General features: G+C 59.8%; 23 protein-coding genes. 10 read left to right on the forward strand and 13 right to left on the reverse strand.

The window, feature by feature from the left end; all coding sequences use genetic code 11:
* Position 1: 1 nt before the first annotated feature.
* Positions 2–1,069, reverse strand: a complete 1,068-nt coding sequence (locus Q1A07_RS13700; RefSeq protein WP_299782250.1) for an AI-2E family transporter — start codon at positions 1,067–1,069, stop codon at positions 2–4.
* 184 nt (positions 1,070–1,253) lie between these two features.
* Positions 1,254–1,769: a fasciclin domain-containing protein gene (locus tag Q1A07_RS13705; RefSeq protein ID WP_299782252.1), complete on the reverse strand. Its 516-nt coding sequence runs from the start codon at positions 1,767–1,769 to the stop codon at positions 1,254–1,256.
* A 249-nt stretch (positions 1,770–2,018) separates the two neighbouring features.
* Between Q1A07_RS13705 and proS the strand changes: the two genes are divergently transcribed.
* From proS to Q1A07_RS13730, 5 genes are all read left to right on the forward strand, one after another.
* The gene (gene proS / locus Q1A07_RS13710; protein ID WP_299782254.1) at positions 2,019–3,410 is read left to right on the forward strand and encodes a proline--tRNA ligase; all 1,392 of its coding nucleotides are present in this window, start codon (positions 2,019–2,021) and stop codon (positions 3,408–3,410) included.
* A 70-nt stretch (positions 3,411–3,480) separates the two neighbouring features.
* Positions 3,481–3,978, forward strand: a complete 498-nt coding sequence (locus tag Q1A07_RS13715) for a DUF2937 family protein (RefSeq protein ID WP_299782256.1) — start codon at positions 3,481–3,483, stop codon at positions 3,976–3,978.
* A 52-nt stretch (positions 3,979–4,030) separates the two neighbouring features.
* Positions 4,031–5,317, forward strand: coding sequence for a lipoprotein-releasing ABC transporter permease subunit (locus Q1A07_RS13720; protein WP_299782258.1), 1,287 nt, complete (start codon positions 4,031–4,033; stop codon positions 5,315–5,317).
* A complete protein-coding gene (locus tag Q1A07_RS13725) occupies positions 5,310–5,993 on the forward strand; it encodes an ABC transporter ATP-binding protein (RefSeq protein WP_299782260.1) in 684 nt (227 codons plus the stop codon). The genes Q1A07_RS13720 and Q1A07_RS13725 overlap by 8 nt, the downstream gene beginning before the upstream one ends.
* Positions 5,994–6,068: 75 nt before the next feature.
* Positions 6,069–7,064: an Ldh family oxidoreductase gene (locus tag Q1A07_RS13730; RefSeq protein WP_299782262.1), complete on the forward strand. Its 996-nt coding sequence runs from the start codon at positions 6,069–6,071 to the stop codon at positions 7,062–7,064.
* On the opposite strand, the gene Q1A07_RS13735 is transcribed toward Q1A07_RS13730, so the two are convergent.
* Positions 7,048–7,482, reverse strand: coding sequence for a DMT family transporter (locus Q1A07_RS13735; protein ID WP_299782264.1), 435 nt, complete (start codon positions 7,480–7,482; stop codon positions 7,048–7,050). The genes Q1A07_RS13730 and Q1A07_RS13735 overlap by 17 nt on opposite strands.
* A 92-nt stretch (positions 7,483–7,574) precedes the next feature.
* Between Q1A07_RS13735 and Q1A07_RS13740 the strand changes: the two genes are divergently transcribed.
* Complete coding sequence (locus Q1A07_RS13740; RefSeq protein WP_299782266.1) at positions 7,575–8,006, forward strand: cytochrome c; 432 nt, start codon at positions 7,575–7,577, stop codon at positions 8,004–8,006.
* Here the strand turns inward: Q1A07_RS13740 and Q1A07_RS13745 are convergent, their stop codons facing one another.
* From Q1A07_RS13745 to parE, 3 genes are all read right to left on the reverse strand, one after another.
* Positions 8,007–8,684 (reverse strand): hypothetical protein, encoded by a 678-nt coding sequence (locus Q1A07_RS13745; protein ID WP_299782268.1) that lies wholly within the window; start codon positions 8,682–8,684, stop codon positions 8,007–8,009.
* Between the two features lie 304 nt (positions 8,685–8,988).
* The gene (locus Q1A07_RS13750) at positions 8,989–9,660 is read right to left on the reverse strand and encodes a hypothetical protein (RefSeq protein ID WP_299782270.1); all 672 of its coding nucleotides are present in this window, start codon (positions 9,658–9,660) and stop codon (positions 8,989–8,991) included.
* 83 nt (positions 9,661–9,743) lie between these two features.
* Positions 9,744–11,702, reverse strand: a complete 1,959-nt coding sequence (parE, locus tag Q1A07_RS13755) for a DNA topoisomerase IV subunit B (RefSeq protein ID WP_299782272.1) — start codon at positions 11,700–11,702, stop codon at positions 9,744–9,746.
* 380 nt (positions 11,703–12,082) lie between these two features.
* Between parE and Q1A07_RS13760 the strand changes: the two genes are divergently transcribed.
* Together Q1A07_RS13760 and Q1A07_RS13765 are read left to right on the forward strand one after the other, a co-directional pair.
* Positions 12,083–12,808, forward strand: coding sequence for a VPLPA-CTERM sorting domain-containing protein (locus Q1A07_RS13760; protein ID WP_299782274.1), 726 nt, complete (start codon positions 12,083–12,085; stop codon positions 12,806–12,808).
* A 134-nt stretch (positions 12,809–12,942) separates the two neighbouring features.
* The gene (locus Q1A07_RS13765; protein WP_299782276.1) at positions 12,943–13,551 is read left to right on the forward strand and encodes a carboxymuconolactone decarboxylase family protein; all 609 of its coding nucleotides are present in this window, start codon (positions 12,943–12,945) and stop codon (positions 13,549–13,551) included.
* Between the two features lie 128 nt (positions 13,552–13,679).
* On the opposite strand, the gene Q1A07_RS13770 is transcribed toward Q1A07_RS13765, so the two are convergent.
* A complete protein-coding gene (locus Q1A07_RS13770) occupies positions 13,680–14,963 on the reverse strand; it encodes a dienelactone hydrolase (RefSeq protein ID WP_299782277.1) in 1,284 nt (427 codons plus the stop codon).
* Between the two features lie 244 nt (positions 14,964–15,207).
* On the opposite strand from Q1A07_RS13770, the gene Q1A07_RS13775 reads away from it, so the two are divergent.
* Complete coding sequence (locus Q1A07_RS13775; RefSeq protein ID WP_299782278.1) at positions 15,208–16,581, forward strand: MATE family efflux transporter; 1,374 nt, start codon at positions 15,208–15,210, stop codon at positions 16,579–16,581.
* A 137-nt stretch (positions 16,582–16,718) separates the two neighbouring features.
* Here Q1A07_RS13775 and Q1A07_RS13780 read toward each other — a convergent pair whose 3' ends face one another.
* The 5 genes from Q1A07_RS13780 to Q1A07_RS13800 all read right to left on the reverse strand — a co-directional run bounded on the left by Q1A07_RS13780 (position 16,719) and on the right by Q1A07_RS13800 (position 21,507).
* Positions 16,719–17,504, reverse strand: a complete 786-nt coding sequence (locus tag Q1A07_RS13780) for an N-formylglutamate amidohydrolase (protein WP_299782279.1) — start codon at positions 17,502–17,504, stop codon at positions 16,719–16,721.
* A gap of 235 nt (positions 17,505–17,739) precedes the next feature.
* Entirely contained in the window at positions 17,740–18,573 is an 834-nt protein-coding gene (locus Q1A07_RS13785) for an NAD(P)-dependent oxidoreductase (protein WP_299782280.1), read from the reverse strand.
* Between the two features lie 18 nt (positions 18,574–18,591).
* On the reverse strand, positions 18,592–19,785 hold the full coding sequence (locus Q1A07_RS13790) for an FAD-binding oxidoreductase (protein WP_299782281.1): 1,194 nt from the start codon (positions 19,783–19,785) through the stop codon (positions 18,592–18,594).
* A 44-nt stretch (positions 19,786–19,829) separates the two neighbouring features.
* A complete protein-coding gene (locus Q1A07_RS13795; RefSeq protein WP_299782283.1) occupies positions 19,830–20,459 on the reverse strand; it encodes a 2-hydroxychromene-2-carboxylate isomerase in 630 nt (209 codons plus the stop codon).
* Positions 20,460–20,463: 4 nt separating this feature from the next.
* The gene (locus tag Q1A07_RS13800; protein WP_366944099.1) at positions 20,464–21,507 is read right to left on the reverse strand and encodes a phosphotransferase family protein; all 1,044 of its coding nucleotides are present in this window, start codon (positions 21,505–21,507) and stop codon (positions 20,464–20,466) included.
* A 75-nt stretch (positions 21,508–21,582) separates the two neighbouring features.
* On the opposite strand from Q1A07_RS13800, the gene Q1A07_RS13805 reads away from it, so the two are divergent.
* Positions 21,583–22,818: an acyl-CoA dehydrogenase family protein gene (locus tag Q1A07_RS13805; protein ID WP_299782285.1), complete on the forward strand. Its 1,236-nt coding sequence runs from the start codon at positions 21,583–21,585 to the stop codon at positions 22,816–22,818.
* 548 nt (positions 22,819–23,366) lie between these two features.
* On the opposite strand, the gene truA is transcribed toward Q1A07_RS13805, so the two are convergent.
* A complete protein-coding gene (gene truA / locus Q1A07_RS13810) occupies positions 23,367–24,134 on the reverse strand; it encodes a tRNA pseudouridine(38-40) synthase TruA (RefSeq protein WP_299782287.1) in 768 nt (255 codons plus the stop codon).
* Between the last annotated feature and the right edge of the window lie 55 nt (positions 24,135–24,189).

The following is a 24,189-nucleotide window of genomic DNA, read 5'->3' on the forward strand; positions in this document are numbered from 1 at the left end:
GTCAGTCCTTTTTGCGCTCCGAAAGGCCACGGTAGAGGAGCGAGTCCTTGTATTGCGCGACGCCAAACCGTGTGATGACCCCAATGGCGGCTGCAACCGGCACGGCCACCAACATGCCGACAAAACCGAAAGCCGCGCCAAAGACCGAGAGCGCGAGGATCAGCCAGACCGGGTGCAGGCCGACGGAACTGCCCACCAGTTTCGGGGTGAGAATATTGCCCTCAACCACCTGGCCTACCACGAAAATACCGGCGACCAGCCCGATGGAAATCCAATCCCCCCAGAATTGAAACAGCGCCAGACCAATGGCCAGGGCACCGCCGATCAGGGCGCCCAGATAGGGGATGAAGGTGACCAGCCCGGCGACGAACCCGACGACAAGCCCGAATTGCAGCCCGACAATCATCAGGGCGATGGCATAATAGGTGCCGAGGATCAGGCAGACCGTGCCCATGCCGCGAATAAAGGAGGCCAGTGTCGCATCGATTTCGCGCGCGAGGTTGCGTATGGTGTCGGCGTGATCGCGGGGCAGCAGATCGTCGATGCGCGCCACCATCCTGTCCCAGTCCAGCAGCAGGTAGACCGAGACCACCGGCACGATGACCAGCAGGACAACCACGTTCAGCAGGGAGGCGACAGAGCTCAGCGCGGTTTCGAGCAATTGCGCGCCACGGCTCTGGATCGTTTCCCCCAGAGAGCTGATCGATTGTCGCAGGGTCGAGCTGTCATCGAGCAGCGAGGGGAATTTCTCGGTCAGAAAGGCGGTGATGCTCTTGGCGTAGTCCGGGGCGACGTTAACGAGTTGCAGTGCCTGGCTGACAAGGGTCGGGATCACCAGCAGGGCCATCAGCACGAAAATCAGAATGCCGACAATCGTGATCAGCCCCGTGGCCGCAATACGGCTCAGTCCCATCCGTTCCAGCCGGTCCGCAACCGGATCGAGGAAATAGGCAATCGCCCCGCCGAGCACGAAAGGCAGCAGCACATGGCCGAGCGACCACAGGATCATCAGGAAAACCGCCGCCGCGATTCCCCAATAGAGCAGTTGTTTTTGTACAGGCAGGGCCATTACATGCTCCGATGCATCTCTCTTGCGGTGACATCGCCCATGCGGGCCGGTCATTCAAGGCACTATCCGTCAATTGGCGGGGGAAGTGCAACGGGGTGGAACGCGCGCGCCGGAAAGTGGCCGTGACCCTCTGACGAAAAAGGCCCCGCAGATCGCGAGGCCTTTTGAGAAGTGCCGCCTGAAATCAGTGGCAGGCGGGGCGCGTGCCGGGCAGCAGGACCTTGTCAACCACGTGGATGACGCCGTTGTCAGCTTCGATATTGGCAATGATCACATTGGCGGTCTCGCCCGTGCCATCCGCAATCGAGACACCATCCGCGCCTTTGCTGATGCACAGACGCTCCGATGCGAGGACCGGTTTGAAATAGTTGGAGCCGTTGGGGATCATCTCGGCAGTCAGTTTGCGGTCATCCACATGGTAGAGCAGCACATCCGTCAACTGGCCCTTGTTTTCGGGCTCGAGCAGCGTCTCTACGGTACCTTCCGGCAGCGCGGCAAAGGCGTCATTGACCGGCGCGTAAACGGTGAAAGGGCCGGGGCCCTGCAGTGTTTCGACCAGACCGGCAGCGGAAACGGCAGCCACAAGCGTGGAGAAGCGGTCATCGCTGGAGGCGATTTCAACGATATCGGCGGCCTGGGTCGCGGTGCCGAGCGAGAGTGCTGTGACAGCAGCAGCGGCGATTTTGTGGATGGGTGTCATGGGTCGTACCTCCTTGAAGTGCATTGATGTCTGAATGACATGCAAAGCTTACGGGGGGGTGGCCTGTGCAGATCAGCCTCCTCGCGGTCTTGTGAGAAACGTGTAACATTTGCACACGCACGATGATCGTTGCGCGCACCATACGGATTTCCCGCTCTCATAGCGGCAACCGGACATTCCGGTTTCACGATTGCGGGTCCCTGGTCTTTGGCCTAATCAGGGCTGACCCAAGACCTGAAAGGACGTGCGATGCGCCTGACCCGATATTTCCTGCCTGTTCTGCGCGAAAACCCAGCAGAGGCGCAGATCGTGAGCCACCGCTTGATGCTGCGCGCGGGCATGATCAAGCAGCAGGCTGCAGGGATCTATTCGTGGCTGCCGCTGGGCTTCAAGGTGCTGCGCAAGATCGAGAACATCGTGCACGAGGAACAGCAGCGCGCAGGTCATATGCCGGTGCTGATGCCGACGGTTCAGCCCGCTGATCTGTGGCAAGAGTCGGGCCGCTACAACGCTTATGGTCCCGAGATGCTGCGTATTCGCGACCGGCATGATCGCGACATGCTCTATGGTCCGACCAATGAAGAGATGATCACCGATATCTTCCGGTCGCACATCAGCAGCTACAAAGATCTGCCGATGACGCTCTATCACATCCAGTGGAAATTCCGCGACGAGATGCGCCCCAGGTTCGGGGTGATGCGCGGCCGCGAATTCCTGATGAAGGACGGGTACAACTTTGATCTGACCAAGGAAGACGCGCTGCACGCCTACAACCGCCATCTCGTCACCTATCTGCGGACTTATGAGCGGATGGGCCTGCAGGCGATCCCGATGCGTGCCGACAGCGGACCTATCGGGGGCGACAACACGCATGAATTCCTCGTGCTGGCGGAAACCGGTGAGTCGGAGGTTTTCTACGACAGCGCCGTGACCGATCTGACGTTCGGAGACCGCGAGATTGACTACGACAGTGTCGAGCAATGCGCAGGCGTTCTGGAGGAATTCACCTCCAGATACGCCCGCACGGATGAGACCCATGACGCGGCGCTGTTCGATCAGGTGCCCGAAGAACGCCGCCGCACTGCGCGCGGCATTGAGGTGGGGCAGATTTTCTATTTCGGCACCAAGTACTCCGATGCCATGGGGGCCACGGTGCAAGGGCCCGACGGCAAGCCGACCCCCGTGCATATGGGCAGCCACGGTATCGGTGTCAGTCGTCTGGTGGGCGCGATCATCGAGGCCAGCCACGACGACAAGGGCATCATCTGGCCCGAAGGCGTGACGCCCTATCACTGCGGTATTGTCAATCTCAAGCAGGGGGATGCGGAAGCCGATGCCGCCTGCGAGAACCTCTACGCCAGCCTGACAGCGCTCGGGCTGGAACCGCTCTATGATGATCGAGATGAACGTGCAGGCGGCAAATTCGCCACGATGGACCTGATCGGTCTGCCCTGGCGGATCACCGTCGGGCCGCGTGGCTTGAAAAACGGGGTGGTGGAGCTGACCAGCCGCCGGACCGGGGAGAGCGAAGAATTGCCACAGGAACAGGCCGTCAAGAAGATTGCCGAGATTTACAGCGGGCATCGGTCGAGCGAGCACGTGCAGATGATGGGCAAACGGTCATTCCACACCTACATCTGAGGCTTTGCGGCAGGTCGCGCTTCTGTTAAACTGACACCCGTGCCGCCGGGGGGCGAGCAGGAGCGCAGACATGATCCTTCGCGCAGTGACCTTGGCCGTCGGGCTGACCGGTGCCTTTGGGGCCGCACAATTCCCCGCCTATTCACAGCAATACATGCAACGCCTTGGCGGAGCAGTGGATGCGCTGGCGCAGGTCGTGGCCGATTTCGATGCCTCGGCCGCCAAGGAAGGTCTCAGCCGTGCCGAAGCCCTCGCGCAGATGCGCGGCACCGCCTTTGTCGAACGCCGCCGGGCCGACATGATCCGCACCTTTGACCGTCATGCGCGCCTGCGCGGCGATCTCGTGGTGCTGCAGGGACAGGGGCCGTTCATGCGGGCCTATCATGCCACGCATCTGACGGACGCGGAAATTGCAAAGCGCGCCTGGCAGGCATTTCAGCCGGCCTTTCCCTTGACGCTGGCCACTGGGCTTTTTGCCTTTGCGGGATTTGTTACGTCGACTTTCCTGCTTGGTTTGATGCTTGCCTTGCTCCGCTGGCCGCTGCGTCGCAGGTCATTGCCTGCTTGACCCTCTGCCGCCAAAGCATCAGGTTGCGCGCAACCACGGATCAAGGAAAAGCATGGCTTCTTCAACCGCGCCTTTTGCGCCTTTCGAATGGATGATCGCCTGGCGCTACCTGCGGGCGCGTCGCGCCGAGGGCGGGGTCAGCGTGATGACCTGGATCAGCCTGATCGGCATCACCCTCGCCGTCTTCGCCCTGATTGCCACATTGGCCGTCCGCTCCGGCTTTCGGGCGGAGTTCGTCGATACGATCCTCGGCGCCAATGCCCATGTCACGATCTATTCGCTGGGACAGGTAACCGAGAACGGGCAGATCGACCGCTCCATTTCCGAGTACAACGCTCTTGCCGACCGTCTGGCCGCCGTGCCCGGTGTCACGCGCGCAGCACCGCTGATCAAGGGGCAGGTCATGGCGGCCAATCAGGGCCGCAATGCTGGCGTCGAGATCTTCGGGATCGACGCTGCCGATCTACAAACCCTGCCGCGCATTGCCAATCCCGACACCGCGCGGGGTGACATCGCCGATTTTGACGAAGGGATTGCGCTTGGGTCCGGCGTGGCGCGGGAACTCGGTGTGGGTATCGGAGACAAGGTGCGGTTGATCTCTCCGAATGGGGTCAAAACCGCCTTTGGCACATCCCCACGCGTGAACGCCTATGACGTCACCTATATCTTCAGCGCGGGGCGCTATGACATCGACCGCACCCGAGCTTATCTGCCATTCTCTGAGGCGCAATTATTTTTTAATAGAGAGGGTTTGGCAGATGAAATTGAAGTGATGGTTGAGGTGCCGGAGCAAGTGGATGCACTCTCTCCGACCCTGCTGGCGGCTGCGGGAGAACGGGCACAGGTCTGGACCTGGCGCGATGCCTCCGGCGGGTTTCTCCGCGCGCTGGAAGTGGAGGACAATGTGATGTTCGTCATCCTGTCCATTCTGGTTTTGATCGCCGCGATGAACATCGTCTCCGGGCTGATCATGCTGGTCAAGAACAAGGGGCGGGACATCGGTATCCTGCGGACCATGGGGCTCAGCCAGGCATCGGTCATGCGTGTGTTTTTCATCTGCGGGGCCTTTACCGGGCTTTTGGGTACGCTCTTCGGTGTGATCCTCGGCTCTCTTTTTGCGCTCTACATTGACCCGATTTTCTCATTCGTGAACGTTATGATGGGCGGCGGTGTCTGGGATCCGTCCATTCGCGGCATCTACGCGCTACCTGCGGAGCTGCACTTGACCGATGTGCTGTCTGCGGTTGCCCTGTCGCTGGGGCTCTCCTTTGTGGTCACAATCTTCCCGGCCCGCCGTGCCGCCCGGATGAACCCTGTCGAGGCTCTGCGGTATGAGTGACGCCGTCCTGACGCTGAGCGGGATCGAGAAATCCTACAACCGGGGTCTGCCCGGCGAGGTCACGGTGTTGCGCGGTATCGATCTGACGGTTGCCAAGGGGGAGGTTGTGGCCCTTGTGGCACCTTCCGGTGCGGGCAAGTCAACCCTTCTGCATATCGCGGGGCTGCTCGACACCGCGGATCAGGGCCGCGTGGAAATTGACGGGCAGGATATGACGCGCCTGTCCGACAACCGGCGAACTGCGGTGCGGCGTGCCGATGTCGGTTTTGTCTACCAGTTCCATCACCTGCTCCCGGAATTCTCCGCAGCTGAAAACATTCTCTTGCCGCAACTGGCCAATGGCACGCCGCGTAGCAAGGCCGAAACCCGGGCGCGCGAGCTGTTGGACCGCGTGGGTATCGCGCCGCGTGCCTCCCACCGGCCAGCGGCCTTGTCCGGGGGCGAACAACAGCGCGTGGCCTTTTGCCGTGCGCTGGCGAACCAGCCAAAGCTGCTTTTGGCGGATGAACCAACCGGGAACCTTGACCCTGAAACCTCTGATCAGGTCTTTGACGCCCTGATGGAGCTTGTGCGCGGCACCGGGCTTTCAGCTGTGATTGCGACCCACAACATGGAGCTGGCCGCGCGGATGGATCGCCAGATCCGACTTGACGCTGGCCGGTTGACGCCAGCCTAGCCATATCAAGCAACGCTTGACGGCCCGTTCCTCTTTCGACCAACCTGCATTCGGACAGGGTCAAGGAAAGAATACATGGGTCACCACACGCTGGATGAGATTGAAAGCCTTACAAAAAAGGCGTTGCTGGCCCATGGGGCAACGCCCTTCGCGGCAACCGAAGTTGCACGGGCCGTGCGGGCAGCGGAAGGTCACGGTAATAAGATTTGCGGCCTTTACTACGTCGAAAGCTATTGCCTTCAGCTTGAAAGCGGACGGGTCATCGGGGACGCGGCCCCTGTGGTCAGCACGCCGCGACCGGCGGCCTTGCATGTAGACGCGCAGTTCGGTTTTGCGCAACCCGCCTTTGCGTTGGGATTGATCCCCGGGTTGGACGCAGCCCGACAGTTCGGGACCGCCACGCTCGCCATTGGGCACGCACATACCTGTACGTCGCTGGGGTACTTTACCGAACAGATTGCCCGCGCCGGGTTCATTGGTATCGGCTTTACAAATGCCTCTCCCATTGTCGCGGCGCCGGATGGCAAAACCCGGGTGATCGGAACCAATCCGATCGCGTTTTCGGTGCCGGACGGGGCCGGCGGCCTGGCCATGCAGTTCGATCAATCGACGACAACCGTTGCTCTGGGCAAGATCACCATGGCCAAGGCGCTGGGGCAGCAGATCCCCCTGGGGTGGGCGCTGGACAAGGATGGTGCGCCGACCACGGACCCGGAGGCGGCCCTGCAGGGATCGCTTGTCTCCATGGGGGGATACAAGGGATGGGGCTTTGGCCTGATGGCAGAGATACTCGCTGCGGGGATGACGGGCTCTGTCCTGTCCGCCAGTGTCAAACCGCTCAAGGCGCCGGTCGGGCCGCCACATGATCTGGGACAGTTCTACATCCTGATCGATCCGGGTACATCAGCGGAGTTCGAAGCGCGCCTCGCAGCGCTGGGGCAATTGGTGTCGCAGGACGACGGCGCGCGGATGCCGGGGCAAAACAGACGGATGGCGGATGAGGTCGCAGTTGACGCGAGCACATGGTCCCGCCTGAAGGAACTGACCGAGGGCCCTACACCTTCTGCGTAACGAAAACCCCTGCTGCCATGAGCGCGATGCCCAGGGCGCGGCTGGCATCCATCGGGGTCACGCGCGCGCCGAAAAGCCCGAAGTGATCGATCATCGCGGTGCTGATCAACTGCCCGAGCAGCACGAAGAACACCGCATTTCCGACCCCGAAATTCGGCGCAACAAAGGTGATGGACAGCACGTAGAAAGCGATCAACACCCCGGCCAGCAACAGATGCCGAGGGGCCGATGCGACCTTGGCCAAAGCCTGCGGCCCGGTCACGACCATCACCACCGCACAGGTCAAAAAGGCGATGGTGAATAGCACGGTGGCCGCCGCCGCTGGCGATCCGATGCGCACGCCAAGGGCCGCGTTCAACGCCGCAAGCACGGGGATGCCGATCCCGGCCAGCAACATGATTACAGCGTAATGAGCCATTCATTCTTCTCCTATAGGCTGACGCGGAACAATTGCGACCATGGCGGCGCGGCATCGGATCGGCAAGACCGATTGCACGGCGCTGCGTCAGGATGATCAAGCGTGAGGGTCACATGTCGATACGCATATGGTGGATAGGGTTGCTGGCGAGCGTCGCAGTGACAGGCTGCGGCGAGGGGCGGGACCGGACGGCATCCGGTGCCGCGCTCTTTGCGCAGAATTGTGCGGTCTGTCACGGTCAGGACGCGCGCGGCGGCGGCGGTGGCGGTGTCGAAGGATTGAGCAAGACGCCGCCGGACCTCACCGGCCTCTCTGCGCGTAATGGGGGAAGTTTCCCGGCGAAGGACGTGCTCGCCGTGCTCCAAGGCTATGCGGCCGATGGCCAGCGCGGGCGCCACATGGCCGGGTTCGCCGCCCTGCAAAGCGAGGACCGCAAGCGCGCCCGCCTTGACGGCGCACGTATCCGCACCACGCCGCCGCTGGCGGATCTGCTGGTCTATCTGGAGGCTGTGCAGCGTCCCTGATCAGTGGCAAATGCCACCAATCTCCACACCATCCCAAGGCAGCAGCACGTCATGCGGGCGCGCCTTCGGCAGGGGGGCGACGGGCATCGCCCCTGAGATCAGCCGGTGCAGGCGTTCGGTGCGCGGCGCCGTGGGATCAAGCGCGCGGCAGCAGACGAACTCCTCCATGATCGCGCCCTGCTGCTCAAAGCCGAAGTCGCTGAATTTCGGGTTGGTATCGAGATCGAAGAGATACGGGTCCCGCGCACCGTCATGCTCAAACGCCGCGCGCAGGGGGGTATAGCCGGTCTCGCGACGGTTCTGCCATTGCCAGACATGCACCATCTCATGGGCAAAAAGCATGGTGGCGACGAGGCCGATCCGATCCGGATAGTCAGGCAGGTAGTCGTCGAGATACCAGTCCTTGTCAAAAAGGATGCGGTTCCAGAGCGCGACGGCCGCGGGCTTGGAGGTCACGATCTCATCGGTGCGCGGCGGCAGGATGCGCTCGCGACAGGTGGTACGCGGGCGCGGCTCACGGCGGAAGGTGACGGCGCGGGTGGGCGCACCATCGACCAGCCGGACCTTGGCCGTGTCGAGCGTATCGCCATGGATCGTGCGGGCAAAAGCCTCTTCTGTGGGCGTCAACGGTCGCCCGCAGGCCGTGAGGATCATCAGGAAAAGGAGAGCAAATCGCATGTTCTATGAGGGCCTGAAAAGCGCTGTCGGATCAAGCCCCCGCGGGCGCAGAACAAGCAAAAATGAACATCGGTGGAGTGGGCGAGTTTTGTGCAGGCAACGCATGACCTTCCGGCTGTGTGGCTATCATGCGAAACGGGTGAGCGAGGCTGTGCCCGACCTCGGGCCGGAGGGCGTCTTGTAGACGCTCCGGTGGAGCGTTTGAGCCCGGAGGGGGCGTGAGCCCCGGGGGGGCACGTATGTGCGCTCTCCCGTTGGGGGGTCGGGCGCGGCCCTAGGTGAGGTCTCGGGCACACATTTTACTTTAGTTCGTTTTCATGTCATCGCGTGGTTTTGGAAGCTTCTTTGGCTCTGCTTCTTCTTCAATTTGTTGTTGTCCTTCAACTTTTCGATAGGTTATCGTTAAGGCTTTCTGAATAGCACTAGCGATTGGTTGTGCGTCTTCGCCAATTCTCTTGACCAATTCACCTGCTTCGTATCCGGCAGCCAAGAAGGCTTCGAACCTAGATTTAGTCTTGAGTAGTTCATTCTCAATTTTCGAAATGTGGTGAAGAATATTTCTCTTTTGCCATTCTAGTAGGCTCTTGGCTCCATTCACACAGAATCGCGCGCTACTCATTAAGGTTCTTATTTCGTCTTTCTCATCGTCATTCAGTTCAGCGTAGTCGAAAGCATCAACGTCTGCTTCATCTAGAAAGTGATCATCCAAGTTGTAAGCGACCAATGCATTGACAGCTGTCTCCAACGAAAGACGAATTGAACTAAGATCGGAGTTCTCATCAGTTGTCGCGCTTTGTAGAACTATTCCTTTTAGATCTTCATCGCTTATCCTAGAGGCACAGCTATTGATTACCGCGAATGTGATCATCAGATCATTAGCGATGGAATGATTCTTCTTCTTTAATGCGAGAAAATTCGCGTTTCCCCCTTTTGTTGCACTTATGCCATGAAGCAAAGCAACTCTGAGTGCTTCCATGGGAGTCTTTGGAAGTGTTTTTAGGTTGAGCATCTATGAAACCCTTAGTCGGCTTAAAACAATGCTTCGTGATCTAGAACAGTTCAAACATCCAACTCCTCCACGAACTTCGCGTTCTCCTGAATATACTGGAACCGCAGTTCGGGCTTTTTCCCCATTAACCGCTCGACCAGATCGCCCGTCTCGCCGGGCATGTCTTCGTCAATCGAAACCCGGATGAGCTTGCGGGTCGCCGGGTCCATGGTGGTTTCCTTGAGGTCCTTGGCGTCCATCTCGCCGAGGCCCTTGAAGCGGCTGACGTCGATTTTGCCTTTGCCGCCCAGACCTTTTTCGAGCCACATGTCCTTTTCACCCTCGTCGAGGCAGTAGACGCGCCTCGCACCCTGGGTCAGGCGGAAGAGAGGCGGGCAGGCGAGGTACAAATGCCCAGCGTCAATGAGCGGGCGCATCTGGGTGAAGAAAAAGGTCATCAGCAGGGCGGCGATATGGGCGCCGTCCACATCGGCGTCGGTCATGATGATGATCTTGTCATAGCGCAGATCGTCGAGGTTGAACTTGGTGCCCATGCCGCAGCCCAACGCCTCGCAGAGGTCGTTGATCTCGGCGTTTGAGCCTAGTTTGCTGGACGCCGCGCCCAGCACATTCAGGATCTTGCCCTTCAGCGGCAGCAGCGCCTGCGTGTTGCGGTTACGCGCACCCTTGCCGGAGCCGCCCGCCGAGTCGCCCTCGACGATGAAGAGTTCTGTACCCGCGCGGTCTTTCGACGTGCAATCGGTCAGCTTGCCGGGCAGGCGGAGTTTTTTCGTGGCGGATTTGCGCGCCGTTTCCTTTTCCTGCCGGCGGCGCAGGCGTTCTTCGGCGCGCAGCACCAGGAAGTCGAGGATGGCGCCGGCGGATTTCGTGTCGGCGGCGAGCCAGTTGTCGAAGTGGTCGCGCACGGCGCCTTCGGTCATTTTCTGCGCGGCCTCGGTGGAGAGGCGGTCTTTGGTCTGGCCGACGAAGGCGGGGTCCGCGATGAAGCAGGACACCAGCGCGCAGCCGCCGGAGATCAGGTCCTCGCGGGTGATCTGGGCAGCCTTGCGGTTGTTCGACAGCTCGCCGTAGGCCTTGATGCCCTTGAGGATCGCGGCCCAGAAGCCGGCCACATGGGTGCCGCCTTCGGGGGTGGGCACGGTGTTGCAGTAGGACTGGATGAAGCCGTCGCGCGAGGGGGTCCAATTGATCGCCCATTCGACCTTGCCCGCCTGCCCGAATTTTTCCTTGAAGTCGACTGTGCCTGCAAAGGGTTTGTCGGCATAGGTGGTGGAAGCGCCCAGGGTTTCGCCAAGATAGTCGGAAAGGCCGCCGGGGAAGTGGAAGGTGGCTTCGGTGGGGGTCTCATTGTCGTCTATGGCGGATTTCCAGCGGATTTCGACGCCGGAGAAGAGGTAGGCCTTGGAGCGGATCGACTTGAAGAGCCGCGCGGGCTTGAAGCGGTGGGAGCCGAAGATCTCGGCATCCGCGTGGAAGGTGACGGTGGTGCCGCGGCGGTTGGGGGCGCTGCCCACTTTCTCGACTGGGCCAAGGGGCAGGCCGCGGGAGAAGCGTTGCTCGTAAAGCTCCTTGTTGCGAGCGACCTGCACAACCATCGAATCCGACAGCGCGTTGACCACCGAGGCACCGACGCCGTGCAGCCCGCCGGAGGTTTCATAGGCCTTGCCGGAGAATTTGCCGCCCGCGTGCAGGGTGCAGAGGATCACTTCGAGGGCGGATTTGTCGGGGAATTTCGGGTGCGGATCAATCGGGATGCCGCGCCCGTTGTCGCGGATGGTCACGGCGTAGTCGTCATGCAGCTCGACCTCGATCCGGTTGGCATGCCCTGCCACGGCCTCGTCCATGGAGTTGTCGAGCACTTCGGCCACCAGATGGTGCAACGCACGCTCATCGGTGCCGCCGATATACATGCCGGGGCGCTTGCGCACGGGCTCCAGCCCCTCCAGCACCTCGATCGAGGAGGCGTCATAATCAGGCGCCGCGGTATTGGACAGCAGATCGTTGGGCATCGGGCTCGAACCTCGTTCTTATGTTTGCCGTGATTATGGCAGAGCGGCGGGCAGGGGGGAAGGATTCGCCGACGCTTTGAGATGTGCGAATCAGCGTCACACCCTCCCTTGTGCAATCGGCGCCATCTCTCCCGTTTCGCGCGAGCTTTGCCGGGATGCGGTGCCATAAGTCGTGCTGATGTTCTGTAAATGGCTCTTAGTTCCCGTGCTGCGGGAATTAAGATGTGTTTTCAAAAGTTTATGTTGGGCGACGGCAATGTGTGTGGCATTAAATATTCACTAAAAATTCGACAACAATACCCAGGGAAGGGTGAAGCGCGTGCATGCTGATCCATCATTCAGATCATGGCGCGCTCGTTTAGGGAACGAGGAAACGTATGATGAGTTTTAGTTTGATAAAAAGTGGTGTGACTGCTGTGGCTATTTCCGCAGCGGTACTGGTCAGCGGAGAAGCTGACGCGGCAACGATGTACGAGGGTACATACGAAGCGACCAGCGTAACAACAAACGGGAATGACCATACCGTTTGGCTGCCGGGCCTTTTCGACGGCATCAATGCCTATTGGCAATTCAAGCCAAATGCAGGGAAGTTCGTTGTTGGTGAGGACAACGGAACGGCCAAGCTGACTGGCCAGATCCGCAACAATGTAACCACAGATTATGAGATGCTGGTTGATGTAAGCTACGTGCTGCGCAATCCGAATGTACCAGGTACGGAAGTCAAGACTGGTGGTGGCAGCTACGATGGGACTTGGTCCTTCTTCGACATCACGTCGGCGACTCTGACCGGTATCGGCGACCTCGCCGGTTTGGTTCTGAGCCTGACCGCCTACCCAAATACGGACACAAAGGATATTCCCTTCCAATTGGGTGAAGGTGCCAATGACAAAAACAGTGGTCTGGGCGGCGCCGGATGGTTCAGCTGGGTTGCCGAAATCGACGATACCTACTCCGGGCCTGATCCGATCAACTCCGCACGTACTGCTGCCGGTCATGGCGATATCAACATCAATTTGGCACCTGTGCCTTTGCCTGCGGCAGGTATGATGCTGCTGGCTGGCCTTGGTGGGTTCGGCGCGCTGCGGATGCGCAAGCGGAACGCCTGATCCGGTTTCAACTGGACGCAATTTCTTACGGAGGAAAGCCCCGCCATTCTGGTGGGGCTTTTTTTATGCGCTTGGCATTTCCAATGATATCGGGCTTGTTCTGCCGAAACCCACCTTGCAGACACGGATGAGCAATGACCTGGATCACTACTGTTCCTTTTGAAAAAGCCACCGGCAAACTGCGCATGCTTTATGAGCGCATTGCCGGCCCCGGTAACAATGTCGACAACATCATGATGGCGCACTCCCTTCGTCCGCACACGATGGAAGGTCATATGGCGATCTACAAGCATGTGCTGCATCATTCCGGGAACACGCTGCCAAAGTGGTTTCTGGAGGTTTTAGGCGTGTGGGTCTCTCACTTGAACAGCTGTGCGTACTGCGAGAACCACCACTTTGCCGGTATGAAGCGATTATTGGGAGATGATGACAGAGCCGACGCTATCCGTGAGTGTATTGCAACGGATGACATGCGGACGATACCGCTCGACCCCGCGCAACAGGTGGCGATGCATTATGCCCGAAAGCTGACCCGGACACCGGCGATGCTGATCGAAGCGGATGTGCAAGAGCTGCGTGCGGCCGGGTTCGATGATGGCCAGATCCTCGAAATCAATCAGGTGGTCAGCTATTTTTCCTATGCCAACCGTACGGTGCTTGGATTGGGGTGTTCAACGAAAGGCGACATCATCGGTTTGTCGCCCGGAAACGCGGATGATCCGGACGATTGGGGGCACCGATAAGCTGTTGCTGTGCGGGCAAGATGGCTTGTGGTCGAGATCGGATTGTTCAAACGTGCAAATCAATCTCTTCAGGGGATAACCTGTCCTGACACGATTGCCGTAATGCCTCTGCATGACCAGATGCGGAGCTATTCGCCCTTTTTCAGGGTTTCGAAGCGTAACCCCTTCGCCGTACGGGCGAGAAATCCAGCCCAATAGCTATGATCTTCAGTCGGTCGGGCCTCTTCGTCCAATGCTTGAATGCCGTCATCAGAGTTGGGGATCAGGTCCAGATAGGGGCGTTTGCTGACATCGCCCTTGAGGTGCAGATCAAAGAAGGCGGTCGCAAAATGCTGGGCAATGTTATTCATGCGCGTCGTATCCCACACCGGGTCGGAATAGTGCTCGAAGGGCACAAAATCGAGGCCCTCGACTGGTTTCCAGGCTTCCTTTGGCGCGGGGATCGGCGCGGCAGCGTTGTGATTGGCATGAATGAATGTCAGGAGGTGACGATCAGTGCCGCTGGTCTCGGCAAAAATGGTGCGGATCGCGTCATAGACCGAAACATCATCGGACCCGCCTGCCATGAGCAGCGTTGGTACGCGCAGACCGGCCAGGCCGTTGGTGTCCCAGAAGCCGGCGTTACGTCCCCACGGCCCGATGGCGATGATCGCACGCACGCGCGGATCGACCAGGGCCTCGTGGCTCTCGGATCCGGCCTGGTGGCTTGCCAGCAGCCCATTCGGTGTCCCCCAGCTATACTCGGTGGAGGCCTGGGTTACACCGGCACCCCCAAAGATCAATGCACCGTACCCTCCCATGGAATAGCCGATTACGCCCACCGCGCTGGCGTCGATGATCGCGCCGAGGTCACCATCAAGCGCCGCCATCTGATCAAGCACAAAACGCTGGTCCAGGGGGCGGTGATAAAGGGTGGCCCCGAAGGCCGCCTGGTCCGAATAAGTGCTGTCGGTGTGATCGATGGAAACGGTCACGAATCCCTTGGAGGCCAGGTTTTCGCCCAGATGAGCCATCAGAAACCGATTGCCCGGATAGCCGTGGCTGATCAGGATCAGCGGGTAACGTTCGCCGGTAGCAGGCGCTGCATCGCGCGCCGCCCGCCCTGTGAGGGTTACTTCGGTTTTGCCATCGCGCAGCATGGCACGGTAGGTGCCACCAGGCTGCGTGCCCTCCGCTGCCGGATACCAGATTTCCGCTCTCAGGGGGCGGTCATAGAGCGGTTGCTTCTGGCCGTCGATATTGACGATATCGATCTGCTCGGCGTTCACCAGTTCCAACGTCTGGACCCCAATCGGCAGCAGGCCATACGGCGCCAACTCTGGCGCATCGGGACGCACCATATCCACCGGGTTTGCCAGTGCGGGAGCCGCAATCAGGGCTGCCACGGCGGCGAGAGGGCGTGTTGCGGTCATCGTATGCTCCAAGCGGGTATCGTCCTACCTGCACGCATAGATTGACAGGTTTTCCCCGTCATTCAAGCACTTATGCGGTGTTTTTTGTGTCCAGATCACGGTTTTTCTGATGCCAAGCCCGAACGAGATGTGACCGGATTTGTACTCACGGCCCTGTTGTCGCCTTTCAGAGCATCACAGTTTTTTCAAAGCTGATGGCAAACGCCCTCTTCCACCGGGCATTTTCGCGGCGTAAGGCATGGGTATGGCAAAAGTGATGACATATCCTGAGCACGGGCGCGCGATCCTGGTCCTGGGCTTGCCACTGATTGGCGGTCACCTGGCGCAGATGGCAATCGGCGTGACGGATACTGTCATGCTGGGCTGGTATGGGGTGGACGCGCTGGCGGCGGTTACTCTGGGATCGACCTTTTTCTTTGTGCTCTTTATTTTCGGGTCCGGATTTGCCTGGGCGGTTATGCCGATGGTCGCGTCCTTTGCTGCCGAAGGCGATGAAATCGGGCTTCGCCGTGCCACGCGTATGGGGCTTTGGTTGAGCCTCGCTTTCGGCCTTCTCGCACTGCCCTTCATGGTCTGGTCGGAGCCATTGTTGCGTCTGCTTGGACAGGGAGAGATGCTGGCTGCTGATGCCAGCGCGTATCTCTCCGTCGCCGGTTTCGGAATTATACCGGCTCTCCTGGTGATGGTGCTCAAATCCTATCTCGCGGCTTTGGAGCGCACGCAGGTCGTGCTGTGGATCACCGTAATCAGTGCGGTGATCAACGGTTTGGTCAACTACGCGCTGATCTTTGGCAATTGGGGTGCGCCGGAACTTGGCATCACCGGGGCGGCCATCGCCTCCGTTGCAACGCAACTTGTGGGGCTCGTCGGGGTCACCGCCTACGCCGCCCTATCTTTACCGGAGCACGCGCTGTTTCAGCGGTTGTGGCGTCCGGACTGGCAGATGCTGGCGCAGGTATTCCGGCTGGGCTGGCCAATCGGGTTGACCAGCCTCAGCGAAGTGGGGTTGTTCGCGGCCTCCGCCATGATGATGGGTTGGCTTGGCACGGTGCCATTGGCGGCGCATGGAATCGCGGTGCAACTCGCGTCGATCACATTCATGGTCCACATGGGGCTAAGCAACGTGGCGACGATCCGTGCAGGCAACGCGTACGGAAGGCACGACCCGGCCCATATGGAAAAGGGCGCCTTGATGGTCACGGTGATGTCACTGGGCGCGGCTGCTTTGACCATCGTGTTGTTCCTGGTGCTGCCGGAGCCGTTGATTTCGCTTTTCATGCAGGAAGACGAGCCGCAGCGCCTGCAGATCCTGGCCATCGGAACCGGGCTTCTGGCCATGGCAGCGTTGTTCCAACTGGTCGATGGGGCGCAGGTCATTGCGCTGGGATTGCTGCGTGGCATACAGGACACGCGTGTGCCGATGATCTGTGCGGCACTGAGCTACTGGGTGGTGGGCGTTCCCTGTTCGTATCTCTTTGGCTTTGTTTGGGACCTTGAGGGGATCGGTGTCTGGCTCGGTCTGGTCGTGGGGCTCGGGCTGGCCAGTGTGCTGCTGTCAACGCGCTTCTGGGCAGTTGCCTTGCGTAAACTCAAAGGCGCAGAAAGCCAGCCTGCCTGATCGATTATTGCGTCATCTCGATTGCCTTGGATTTGAGACTTGAGCGCCGCGCCACCAGGCTGCGACATCCTAAAAATATCTCATGTATTGAGTTAAGTATGACTCATAGTGACATGTTTTCATGACTTAATACCGGATCAGTCAGGTATCCAGGATTTCAAGTGGTTCAGGATTTTTGCCAACACGATGCGTGCTGCCTGTGCCTTCACGGGATCGTAAAGCCACGGATCCCGTTCGGCTTGAAGGTAGGTCGACAATGATAGCTCCATCTGCAGCGCGTGCACCCCGCGTTTTGGACACCCGTAGCGGCGCACGATCCATCCACCCTTTAAATGCTTGTTGATATCACTGGTGTAATTTTTCTCGTTTAGGCAAATCCCTGCGATACAGGCTGCAAGCTTGTGATCGCATGTGGCACCCATGTACGTGCCGATGCTGAAGTTCGGCGCAACACCATCAAACAGATTTGGAATTTCCGACCGCGTCGCCCGGCAATCATACAAGACCGCAAAACCATGCTTGGATCTTACTCGGGCAATCTGTGTCGCAAGCGCCGCGTGATATGGTGCGTAAAAGGCAGAGCGCCAGCTGGCCATTTCGAGTTTGTCGGGAGCACACCTCCATATCGCCTGTCCATCCTGATTGAGAATGGGTGCCGAGGGTGTCAGGCTTGGACCTCTGCCTTTGTCATCCCACGCGGACGGATTGCAATCCAGGTCGCAGAGGTACCGATGGAAATTCGGTTTTACGACCGTCACGTCCTCCACCAAATCGTGGTGAAGCCGGTCGATATGCCAGTGCGTGTCGGTCAGTGCCCGCCCGATGTCATTCAGTCGCTGCATGATGCTGTGCGCAATCTGCGTGCTTGCATGCGGGATGGTGATGATCAGAGGGCTGGACCCCATCGTGACGTCGACTGGCATGGTGCGTGATCCTCGAATTGCCGCCTGACGGGAAGTGTTCCGACGCCGAGCGGCAATTCGATAGCACAAAAGAAGTTGCTACCAGTATTGACCTGCGTGCGGTCAGTTCACCCTGGTTAAGAGCGCGCCAAATCTGGGTGCGTCCGACCGGTGACATGTACGTGAGCAGCTGGAGGCCAACTCCACTCACACATGGGAGCAAACGTTAGCTTGGACGTATGTCAATGCAGCAGGATCATGTTTCCTTTTTGTCGTTCACAATGTTCATTTGCGCCAACCCGCTTTGCCCAAGATCGACCGAAGAGAAGGGACCACCGTGGCACATCTGACCAGGATCATTCAGATCGACAGGGGGGGCTTCGGCCAGTATCTCCGCTGCGAACTGCTCTGCATTGTCTTTCGGGCGGTACCCCAGAAAGGATGCCTTGGCGTTGTCCACCGGTGCGCGGTCGTTGTTCGACACGCCGTAGACGATCCCAAAGCCGACGGAGGGCGTATCAATCGCGCGGGTCACCAATTGGATGAGGTCATCATAGCTGAGCCAGGAGCCCAGAGCGCGCGTGTTGGTGACCTGCGCGCAGGACAGGATGCGCAGGTGCACCGATTCCAGCCCGCGTTTGTCCCAATACATACGGCCCAGATCTTCGGTGAAGCATTTGGCCAGCCCATAGAAGGTGTCCGGGCGGTGCTCCGCATCGATGCCGATGAAATCCGATTTCAGGTGCATGCCGACGGCGTGAATGGACGAGGCGTAGACGATGCGTTTCACGCCTGCCTTATAGCCTGCTTCCCAGATGTTGTAGGAGCCGACGAAATTGGGCCCGAGCAGTTCCTCGAAGGGTTTTTCATCCACGATGGCCCCGAAGTGGATGACCATATCCGCGCCCTCAAGCACGGGCGCGATCTGGTCCATCTGTGCCAGGTCGGCCTGGACATAGCTCTCGCCGTCATAGAGCTTGCCGATGTCCTCGGCGATGTCGGTGCTGATCAGCGTGTCGCACATCGCCGCCAGCGGTTCGCGCAGATAAGAGCCCAAGCGGCCTGCGGCCCCTGTCAAAACCAGTTTCATCTTTGTCCTTCCTGACCGTCAGATCACGGCCTTTTCCAAGAATTTCTCGCCGCGCAAGACCCGGTCCACGTAGAAGGGCCTGAGATCAAGACTACGGTATTCCCCATAGGCAATATGCTCGGCCAATCCGCGTCCGAGAGCAGGTGACTGTTGCAACCCATGCCCCGAAAACCCGTTGCAGAACAGGAAGTTCGGCACCTCAGGATGCGGTCCGACAATCGCATTCTGGTCGAGCGTGTTGTAGTCGTAATGCCCGACCCACATGTTGATCAGCTTGATTTCTTCAAACTGCGGGATGCGGGTGGCGATGATCGGCCAGAATTTGTCTTCCCAGAGCCCGTGATCGGCGTTGAAATCGTCAAAATCCACCGCCGGATCGTCGTCGGGCGGCCCGCCTGCGAGGTAGTAGCGCCCGTCGGTACGCATGTGCACGCCTGTCGGGTCGATGGTCAGCGGCAGGTCGCGGTCCAGCGGGTGGGCCGCATCGAAGATATAGGTGTAGCGGCGGCGCGGCTCGATGGGGATGTCGAGGCCCGCCATCCGCGCCACCAGCGCGCCCCGGGTTCCGGCGGCATTCACCAGCGTCCCGCAGGCAACCGTTCCGCCGGATTTCAGGGTCACGCCGATGACACGGGCGCCATCGCGCGCGATCGCCATGACCTCGTCATGGGCATATTCAACGCCGTTCTTGCGCGCCATGCGCTTGAACCAGTCGAACATAGTGCCGCCGTCGAAATAGCCCTCATCCACCAGATTGTGATTGGCCCCAAGGATGTCGTCGAGCCTGTAAAAGGGATATTCGGCGGCGATCTCATCCCGCGTCATGAATTTGGTGCCTGCACCGAGGCTGGCCTGCACTTTCTGGCTTTCGCGCAGGGTCTCGGCAAATTCGGGCGTGTCGGCGAGGTACATGTAGCCGTAACTTTGCAGCACCAGATCAGGCACCTCGGGGTCATCCCCCATGAAGCGGCGGAAATTCTTGATGAATTCTGCGCCGAACTGCGACACACCAATGTTCACCCGATTGGAAAACTGCTGTCGGATGCAGCTGTTGGTGTGGCTGGTCGCGGCATTCTCATAGGTGGGGTCTTTCTCCACCACCAGAACGCGCCCCTGAAATCCGGGCATCTGGGTCAGCCACCATGCCACGCTCGAGCCGTAGATCGCGCCGCCGACAATGATCACGTCATAGTTCTGGTGCTGAGTCGTCATCCCGTCCCCCTCTTGTCTTTTCGGAACACGGGCACGCGGGGTCGTCAAGCTTTGTGATCCCTAAAGTGGGCAAAAGGCTTGACCAGTGCACGTGCAACCATCTCCAGCCGGTCCTGCCCGTAGAACATATCACCCTCGACGAAATAGGTTGGTGATCCAATGACATGGCGGGCGATGGCCTCTTTGGTATTGGCGGCATGCTGCTCTCGTGTCGCGTCGCTCATGGCTTCTGTCACAAGGGTCTCTGCATCCATGCCGAGGCCCTCCACGATGTGGGCAACGGTACCGCTGTCCGCCGGGTCCGCGTCATCACGCCAATGGGCCTGCAGCAGCGCGCGGCTCAGGGCGTGCACGTCCCATCCCATCTCTTGCGCCGCGATGATCGCGCCATTGCCGAGGGCCAGTGGATTGTCGTGATGGGTCGGCCGCCGCATGATCCAGGGCAGGTTCCGAAATTCCGCCCACCGCATCAACTCGCGCCCGAAGAAGTAATCCATGTGCGGCTTGGGGCGCGCGTTGAACGGGGCACCCCCTGCGGCGGCCATGACCGGATTAAAGTCAAACGGGCGATGGATGACCTGCGCGCCATGTTCATCGGCAATCTCTGCCAGACGCCAGGCGCCGAAATAGGCATAGACCGAATGGCAGGCGTAGAAGTATTCAATGGTTTTCATGACCTTATCCTTCTTCGGCCAGAGCGCGTGCGTCCTGTGCCATCAAGGCGATGATCTCTCGCAGGCGTCCTGTGTCCTTGGGGTTCGATGCATTGCCGTCCAACCCGCGTTTCAACACACCCTGCAGGATCGCAAGCAGGCGGAAATACGAAAACACCACGTAAAACACCCAGTGATCTGGCCGGGCAATCCCGCGCCGCGCGCAATAGTCCGTGACATAGGCGTCTTCATCCGGCAGGCCGGTAGCAGCACGATCCACGCCGCCAAGGCCACGGAAGTGACCCGCGTGCGGCAACCGCCAATGCATGCATTGATAGGCCAGATCGGCGAGTGGGTGGCCCAATGTGCTCAACTCCCAATCGAGAAGTGCGACCACCTCTTCGCGGTCGGGGGCGAAGATCATGTTGTCGATGCGGAAATCACCATGCACGATGCTGTTGGCACCGTCATCTGTCACCATATGCTCGTCGAGCCAGCGCATCAGCCAGTCCACATCCGGCAGCGGGGCGGTGGCGGTCTGTTGATACTGGCCCGACCATCGCGTGAGTTGCCGCGCAAAATAACTCCCGGGCTTGCCATAATCCGCCAGACCGACCGCGTCAGGCCCCACGTTATGCAACGCGGCCAGCGCGCCGTTCATTGCATCGTAAACCCGCCCCCGCGCCTCCTGGTCGATCTCGCGCAGGGCCGGGTCCCAGAAAATGCGACCCTCGACCATTTCCATGACCATGAACTGGGTGCCCAGCGGGGTGTCGTCTCCGGACAGGTGATAGACCTGCGGCACCGGCACATCACTGGCCGCCAGCGCCTCCATCACGCGGAACTCGCGGTCCACAGCATGCGCGGATTTCAGCAGTTTTCCGGGTGGCTTGGCCCGCAGCACATAGTCGGTGCCGCCGCTGGTCACGCGGTAGGTCGGGTTCGACTGTCCGTCCGAGAATTTCTCGAAACCGTCCAGTGTGCCGAAACCGTCGACATGCGCGGCCAGATAGCGTTCCAGCTCTTTCGGGTCGTAGCGGTGCATCGGCAAATCTCCCTCGTGACCCATGGACAAGTCCCGGTGATCTAAGCAACTCTGCGGGCGCGGGGAAAGCCCCGATTACCGGTCAGGGAGGCGCGGGCGATGGATATGAATTTTGGCATGGCGGAGGAAAATCGGGCCCTTCTGGACCGGGTGGCGGCGATGATCCGTGACGAGGTGGTACCGATGGAGGCGGAATACCACGCGGAGATCGGCAAGGAGGACCGCTGGACCTACACGGATCGTCAGGCCGAGATCCTCGAAGGGCTCAAGGCCAAGGCCAAGGCGGCGGGCCTGTGGAATTTCTGGCTGACGGATAGTGAAAAGGGTTTTGGTCTCAGCACGGTGGAATACGCTTATTTTGCGGAGGAAATGGGGAAAACGCCGCTTGGCGCGGAAGTTTTCAACTGCTCCGCACCGGACACCGGCAATATGGAGGTGTTCGAGCGCTACGGCACACCGGCCATGAAGGAACTTTGGCTCGCGCGGCTGCTCGAAGGCGAAATTCGGTCGGCCTATCTGATGACGGAACCCGATGTCGCCTCTTCGGATGCCACCAACATCGCCATGTCCTGTGTGCGGGAGGGCGACGACTATGTCCTGAACGGGGAGAAATACTGGGCGTCGGGGGCGGGGGATCCGCGCTGCAAGGTCTATATCGTCATGGTCCGGACCGGGGATGAGGCGACACCCAGACATCAGCAGCATTCTATGATCGTTGTCGATGCCGCCACGCCCGGCATCGAGATTTTGCGGCCCATGCATGTCTTTGGCCACGACGACGCGCCCCACGGGCATATGCACATCCGATTCACAGAGGTCCGGGTGCCTGCCGAGAACATGTTGCTGGGCGAAGGACGCGGGTTTGAAATCGCGCAAGGTCGGCTGGGCCCCGGGCGCATTCATCACTGCATGCGGTCTGTCGGGCAGGCGGAAGCGGCGCTGGAGCTGATGTGTCGCCGATCATTGCAAAAAGAGGCATTCGGCAAACCGCTGGCGAATCTCGGCGCGAATTTCGACATTATTGCGGAATGTCGGATGGAGATCGAACAGGCGCGGCTCTTGTGCCTTAAGGCGGCCTGGATGATGGATCAGGGGGACGCGCGTGCTGCAGCCCCGTGGATTTCGCAAATCAAGGTTGTCGCCCCGCGCATGGCATTGAAGGTGATCGACGAGGCTATGCAGATGCACGGCGGGCAGGGAATCAGTCAGGACACGCCCCTTGCCATGGCCTGGACCTGGCAGCGCGCCTTGCGGTTTGCGGATGGACCGGACGCAGTGCACCGTCGTCAGGTCGCACGCACAGAACTGCGCAAACACACGCAGGAAAAAATCTGACGGCTCTCCATGAAATCGTTGGGTGAATTGCAGGCTGCCGCGTTTCGCTCAGGGTGAACCTGATGCACTGAGCCGCAGCGGTAACAGCAGAATTTTGCTTACATTTCTTGCCAACTAATGGAACCCACCAGCTACTTCCCGAGTTCTCCGACCGTTAACAAAGGCATTCTGGCGCAGTCCGGAGCCGGTTTAACGAGTACCTGGGGAGTTTGGGTAACGAGTGCCCGGTGGGTTGGGCCCTTGGCCTGACCCACCACAGCACGCGTGTGATGAAATCACGGTTCTGGCGCGGAACCGAAAGACAGCGGACTCGTGTAAACGAAAGCGAACAAAAATCCGCGAAGAGATGATTTTGTAAAGCAATGGTGCAAATTTGGGGACAACTAACCAGATTTGAATTGGAAAACTCAAGTAGCGCGATTTTGACCAACCTTGGTTAGGCGCTTGATGTCATCTGCGCCAGCGGCGCCTCACCAGGCATAGGAGTGGCCGTTGGGGAAGCGACAATAATTGAAGGCAGGTAAGGTGGGCTTTCAGGCCACCGTTAGCTACGCAAACGGATTCTCTTCATAACACACATGTGCAAGGTAGAGTCCCCGTGGCGGGCAGACCGGTCCACAGGCGGCGCGATCCAGCGCGGCCAATGCGCTGGCAACCTGATCCGGAGGCCAGGAGCCAGCGCCGACACGTTCCAGCGTGCCGACGAAACTGCGCACCTGATTGTGCAGAAAGGACCGGGCGCGCACATCGAAATGCACTTCCGGTCCGTGGGACGTCTCCACCCGTACCACATCCAGGCGGTCCAGGGTTTTCACCGGGCTGTCCGCCTGACAGATGGTGGACCGAAAGGTCGTGAAATCATGCCGCCCGATCAGATGCGCGGCGGCCCTCGCCATGGCAGGGACGTCCAGCTCGTGTTTGACCTGCCAGACCAGCCCGTCCTGATGGGTGGCCGGTGCCCGGCGCATCAGGATGCGAAAGAGGTATTGCCTTTGCAGCGCGGAGAACCGGGCGTGCCAGTCATCGGAAACCTCGGCACAGGCGACAATTGCCACCGGATCGGGCTTCAGGTGATAGTTCAACGCTTCCGACAGGCGAAAGGGATCCCAAGTTTCCATCATGTCGCAATGGGCAACCTGCCCCAGCGCATGCACCCCGGCATCCGTCCGTCCTGCCGCGGCAATCGTATGCGCGCGCGGCTCCAAGCGGGCCAGGGCGGCCTCGATTTTACCCTGGACCGTGGCCTGCGCCTTCTGGCGCTGCCACCCGGCAAATGGCTTCCCGTGGTACTCGACTTTTAATGCATAGCGCGGCATGGCGCAGGCCCTAGCGCGCGGCGCGTGTCGCGTCAAATGGCTTTGAAGCCTCTGG

The organism is uncultured Roseobacter sp. (assembly GCF_947492555.1).
Classification (GTDB): domain Bacteria; phylum Pseudomonadota; class Alphaproteobacteria; order Rhodobacterales; family Rhodobacteraceae; genus Roseobacter.

Bases quoted from the DNA above. Each gene is read 5' to 3' on its own strand.
- Q1A07_RS13765 (WP_299782276.1), top strand. From the start codon at position 12,943: ATGACCTGGATCACTACTGTTCCTTTTGAAAAAGCCACCGGCAAACTG.
- Q1A07_RS13775 (WP_299782278.1), top strand. From the start codon at position 15,208: ATGGCAAAAGTGATGACATATCCTGAGCACGGGCGCGCGATCCTGGTC.
- Q1A07_RS13700 (WP_299782250.1), bottom strand. From the start codon at position 1,069: ATGGCCCTGCCTGTACAAAAACAACTGCTCTATTGGGGAATCGCGGCG.
- Q1A07_RS13715 (WP_299782256.1), top strand. From the start codon at position 3,481: ATGATCCTTCGCGCAGTGACCTTGGCCGTCGGGCTGACCGGTGCCTTT.
- Q1A07_RS13800 (WP_366944099.1), bottom strand. From the start codon at position 21,507: ATGGGTCACGAGGGAGATTTGCCGATGCACCGCTACGACCCGAAAGAG.
- parE (WP_299782272.1), bottom strand. From the start codon at position 11,702: ATGCCCAACGATCTGCTGTCCAATACCGCGGCGCCTGATTATGACGCC.
- Q1A07_RS13725 (WP_299782260.1), top strand. From the start codon at position 5,310: ATGAGTGACGCCGTCCTGACGCTGAGCGGGATCGAGAAATCCTACAAC.
- proS (WP_299782254.1), top strand. From the start codon at position 2,019: ATGCGCCTGACCCGATATTTCCTGCCTGTTCTGCGCGAAAACCCAGCA.
- Q1A07_RS13740 (WP_299782266.1), top strand. From the start codon at position 7,575: ATGATCAAGCGTGAGGGTCACATGTCGATACGCATATGGTGGATAGGG.
- Q1A07_RS13730 (WP_299782262.1), top strand. From the start codon at position 6,069: ATGGGTCACCACACGCTGGATGAGATTGAAAGCCTTACAAAAAAGGCG.
- Q1A07_RS13790 (WP_299782281.1), bottom strand. From the start codon at position 19,785: ATGACGACTCAGCACCAGAACTATGACGTGATCATTGTCGGCGGCGCG.
- Q1A07_RS13795 (WP_299782283.1), bottom strand. From the start codon at position 20,459: ATGAAAACCATTGAATACTTCTACGCCTGCCATTCGGTCTATGCCTAT.
- Q1A07_RS13805 (WP_299782285.1), top strand. From the start codon at position 21,583: ATGGATATGAATTTTGGCATGGCGGAGGAAAATCGGGCCCTTCTGGAC.
- Q1A07_RS13785 (WP_299782280.1), bottom strand. From the start codon at position 18,573: ATGAAACTGGTTTTGACAGGGGCCGCAGGCCGCTTGGGCTCTTATCTG.
- Q1A07_RS13770 (WP_299782277.1), bottom strand. From the start codon at position 14,963: ATGACCGCAACACGCCCTCTCGCCGCCGTGGCAGCCCTGATTGCGGCT.
- Q1A07_RS13745 (WP_299782268.1), bottom strand. From the start codon at position 8,684: ATGCGATTTGCTCTCCTTTTCCTGATGATCCTCACGGCCTGCGGGCGA.
- Q1A07_RS13705 (WP_299782252.1), bottom strand. From the start codon at position 1,769: ATGACACCCATCCACAAAATCGCCGCTGCTGCTGTCACAGCACTCTCG.
- Q1A07_RS13780 (WP_299782279.1), bottom strand. From the start codon at position 17,504: ATGCCAGTCGACGTCACGATGGGGTCCAGCCCTCTGATCATCACCATC.
- Q1A07_RS13720 (WP_299782258.1), top strand. From the start codon at position 4,031: ATGGCTTCTTCAACCGCGCCTTTTGCGCCTTTCGAATGGATGATCGCC.
- Q1A07_RS13735 (WP_299782264.1), bottom strand. From the start codon at position 7,482: ATGGCTCATTACGCTGTAATCATGTTGCTGGCCGGGATCGGCATCCCC.
- truA (WP_299782287.1), bottom strand. From the start codon at position 24,134: ATGCCGCGCTATGCATTAAAAGTCGAGTACCACGGGAAGCCATTTGCC.
- Q1A07_RS13760 (WP_299782274.1), top strand. From the start codon at position 12,083: ATGAGTTTTAGTTTGATAAAAAGTGGTGTGACTGCTGTGGCTATTTCC.
- Q1A07_RS13750 (WP_299782270.1), bottom strand. From the start codon at position 9,660: ATGGAAGCACTCAGAGTTGCTTTGCTTCATGGCATAAGTGCAACAAAA.